This is a genomic window from Asanoa sp. NPDC050611 (genome assembly GCF_040654855.1).
Classification (GTDB): domain Bacteria; phylum Actinomycetota; class Actinomycetes; order Mycobacteriales; family Micromonosporaceae; genus Asanoa.
The window spans coordinates 1-3,379 of sequence record NZ_JBFAIU010000537.1 but is presented as its reverse complement, the minus strand read 5'-3'; the positions used below and the strand labels follow the sequence as shown (position 1 = coordinate 3,379).

Genomic DNA, 3,379 nt, shown 5'->3' with positions numbered 1-3,379 from the left:
GCGCCCTGCTCGCGGGCGTCTCCGGCGCGGCCTGGAAGGCCCGGCACACCCTCTAGTCGAGCAGCCGCTCCCGCAGCGTGGCGCGCAACGCGTCGTCGATGCCGAGCGCCTCGCGCAGGTAGCCGTCCATGCCACCGTGCCGGCGGTCGACCTCGTCGTAGGCGGCGGCCAGGTACGACTCGCGAGCTTCGAGCACCGGCCGGATCGCCTCGAGGTCGAGGTTCGGGCGGCGGACCAGCATCGCTCCCAGGATTGCCTCGTTCGTGCCGTCGGCGAGGTCGTTCGTGCGCAGGTAGTCGGCCCGGATCGCGTCCCGGTCGACGCCCAGCGCGGTCAGCAGGATCACCGAGAGCCAGCCGGTGCGGTCCTTGCCGGCGCTGCAGTGGTAGAGCAGCGGCAGGTTCGCGTCCTCGGCCACGGTCCGGACCGCGCGGGTGAACGCCACCGCGGCCGCGGGCCCGGCGACGAACCAGCGGTAGATCGCCTCCATCGCGCCGGTGGTGCCCTCGCGGGCCAGGGCCTCGTACGCGGAGAGGTCGTGCCCGAGCATCACCGACGAGACGTAGGTGAAGACCGGGTGCTGCGGGTCGTGCACCGGCACGTGCACCACGCGCGGCTCGCCGACCAGCCGGTCGGGCGGCGCGACCTCGATCTCGGTCGCGGCGCGCAGGTCGAGCACGCACGACAGCCCGAGCTTGCCCAGCGTCGGCAGGTCGTCGTCGACCAGGCGGCCGAGCCCGCTCGCGCGGATCAGCACGCCCGAACGCACCCGCCGCCCGTCGGCGCCGACGAGTCCGCCGAGGTCACGGGCGTTCGGCGCGCCCGTCAACGACCACTCCGCCGTCATGGAGATCCTCCCGTCGCTCACAGCCCCTCCGGATAGGGTGCCGCACATGACGATCGAGGATGTCAGAACCCATCGCGTACGCGCGCCGCTGCACACGCCGTTCGTGACGGCGCTGCGCCGGGCCACCTCGATGGAGACCCTGGTCGTCGAGATCGTCGACACCGACGGCCGCTCGGGCTACGGCGAGTCGCCGCAGGTCTGGCAGGTGACCGGGGCCTCGCTGGCCGGCGCCGAGGCGTGCGTCACGTCGATGCTGCGCCCGCTGCTGCTCGGGCGGAACCCGGACGACCTGGCCGCGCTCTGCCGGGCGGTCGCGCGGGCGGTGGCCGGCAACGAGGGCGCCAAGGCGGCCGTCGACGTCGCGCTGCACGACCTGGTGGCGCGGCGGCTGGGCGTACCCCTGGCGCATCTGCTCGGTGGCACGACCGACCGGGTGCCGACCGACGTGACGCTGACCGCGGCCGACGAGATCGGCGTGGCCGACGCCGCGCGCGCCCGGGTCGCCGAGGGGTTCACCGCGCTCAAGGTGAAGGTCGGCGCCGACCCGGCCACCGACCTGGCCCGGATCCGCGACGTCCGCGCCGCCGCCGGCCCCGGGACGCGGATCCGGCTCGACGCCAACCAGGGCTGGGAGGCCAAGGAGGCGGTACGGATCATCCGCGCGGCCCAGGACGCCGGCGCCGATCTCGAACTGGTCGAGCAGCCCGTACACCATCGTGACGTCGAGGGACTGCGCTGGGTGACCGACCGCGTCGACGTGCCGGTGCTCGCGGACGAGTCGGTGTACGGGATCCGCGACCTCGTCACGGTCATCCGCAACCGGGCGGCCGACATGGTCAACGTGAAGCTGGCCAAGTGCGGTGGCCTCGGGCCGGCCCGGACCCTGCTCGCCCTGGCCGAGGCGCACGACATGGGCACGATCGTCGGCACGATGATGGAGAGCCCGGTCGGTGTCGGCGCCGCGGCCAGCCTCGTGGCGGCCTGCGGGACGACCGCGGTCTCGGACCTCGACGCCGCCTGGTGGCTCTCGTCGTCGCCGGTCACCGGCGGCATCTCCTACGAGCCCGGCACGGTGATCCTCCCGGACGCGCCCGGCCTCGGGCTGACCCTTCCCGTTGCCTGATCGATTAGCTGGAGTCAATCCGGTCTGTCGGCCCATCGGGGTCGGTCGAGTGGTCAGATTGAAGAAGATTTCCAGCGGGTGATTGAGGCCTGGCGAAGATTTTCGTAGCCTGACGGTCAGGGGTGGGGACCCCGTCGGCGGTGCGGACGGGGGGCGGGCGAGTGCGAACGGACAGGCAACGGGCGGTGCGGGCAGGCAGCGACGCGATGGTACGGGTGGCCGTCGCGACACTGTGGTCCACACCCGACGCGGTCCGTCCGATTGACAGACGCGCGCTCGGGCGCACCGCCGACATCCCCTCCTGGGTCGCGTCGATGTCGGCGGAACAACAGGTCGGCGACGGTGTGCTCAGCCAGCTGCTGCTCGGTGAGCGGGTCCGGGTCGACGAGGTACGCGACGACGGCTGGGTGCGCGTGGTCGCGCTGCAGCAGCCCGGCGTGCGCGACCGGCGCGGCTACCCGGGCTGGATCCCGGCGGCGCAGCTCGCGCCGGCCCTCGACTCCCCCGCGCTCGACGACGCCACCCTTGTCGTCGACGCGACCTCGACCGATCTGCGCGCGACGCCCGGCGGCGCGGTCGTGCTGGCCAACGTGATGCTCGGCACCCGGCTCGCGCAGGCGGGCGCCGAGGTCGACGGTTGGTTGCCGGTGCGGGCCGGCGACGCCGACTGTGTCTGGGTGGCCGCGGCCGACGTGGTCTCCCCGCTGGGCGGCCGGCCGCCGGCCCCGCTCGACGTGGCATCCCGGCTGCGGGGCGTGCCCTACGTCTGGGGCGGGCTCTCGGCGTACGGCATCGACTGCTCGGGTCTGGTCCATCTGTCCTGGCGCCGGCTGGGGGTGACGGTCCCCCGCGACGCGGCCGACCAGGCGGAGGCGACGCGGTCGGTTCCGCTGGGCTCGGAGCAGCCGGGTGACCTCTACTTCTTCGCCCGCCCCGGGAAGCGCATCCACCACGTGGGCATCGTCACCGGCGCGCGGCGCATGCTGCACGCCTGCTACACCCAGCGGCGGGTGGTCGAGGAGCCGCTGTCGGCAGCGCGGTCGGAGACGCTGGTGGCAGCGCACAGGGTCTGAATCCCGGTCGCGGGAATGTGCGGGCGGCGGCCTTGGTTGAGTCGAGTGTCGGTGTGTTCAGTGTCCCCGGGCCTCACCTAAATTGCCCTCGCGGAATACCGTTCGGCTGGAGCCGCGTCGCGCCACTCGCCGAGAGGCGACCTGCACACCGGCATTGCGAGAACGCCGCCCTGGCCTACCAGCCGGGGCGGCGCCCTCGTCTGTGAGCGCTGTGTTTCCGGAGCTGTTCGCTTGCGTAAAAGGGGGTGGCCAGGTCGTGGCCGGCGGCCCAGGCGTGGCAGGTGTCGAAGCAGACGCCGAGGCGGGGGTGCCAGTCGACCGCGTCGAAGTACTCGG

The 3,379-nt window shown here is 73.4% G+C and carries 3 protein-coding genes and 1 pseudogene; 2 read left to right on the top strand and 2 right to left on the bottom strand.

Annotated elements, in window-relative coordinates; genetic code table 11:
• Nucleotides 1-52 precede the first annotated feature (52 nt).
• Nucleotides 53-847, bottom strand: a complete 795-nt coding sequence (locus tag AB0H87_RS39765) for a tyrosine-protein phosphatase (RefSeq protein WP_360158354.1) — start codon at nucleotides 845-847, stop codon at nucleotides 53-55.
• Nucleotides 848-893: 46 nt separating this feature from the next.
• Between AB0H87_RS39765 and AB0H87_RS39760 the strand changes: the two genes are divergently transcribed.
• Both AB0H87_RS39760 and AB0H87_RS39755 read left to right on the top strand, forming a co-directional pair.
• Nucleotides 894-1,970: a dipeptide epimerase gene (locus AB0H87_RS39760; protein WP_360158351.1), complete on the top strand. Its 1,077-nt coding sequence runs from the start codon at nucleotides 894-896 to the stop codon at nucleotides 1,968-1,970.
• A 206-nt stretch (nucleotides 1,971-2,176) separates the two neighbouring features.
• Nucleotides 2,177-3,043: a C40 family peptidase gene (locus AB0H87_RS39755; protein WP_360158348.1), complete on the top strand. Its 867-nt coding sequence runs from the start codon at nucleotides 2,177-2,179 to the stop codon at nucleotides 3,041-3,043.
• Between the two features lie 247 nt (nucleotides 3,044-3,290).
• Here AB0H87_RS39755 and AB0H87_RS39750 read toward each other — a convergent pair.
• A pseudogene (locus AB0H87_RS39750) lies at nucleotides 3,291-3,379 on the bottom strand (endonuclease IV); the annotation flags it as partial.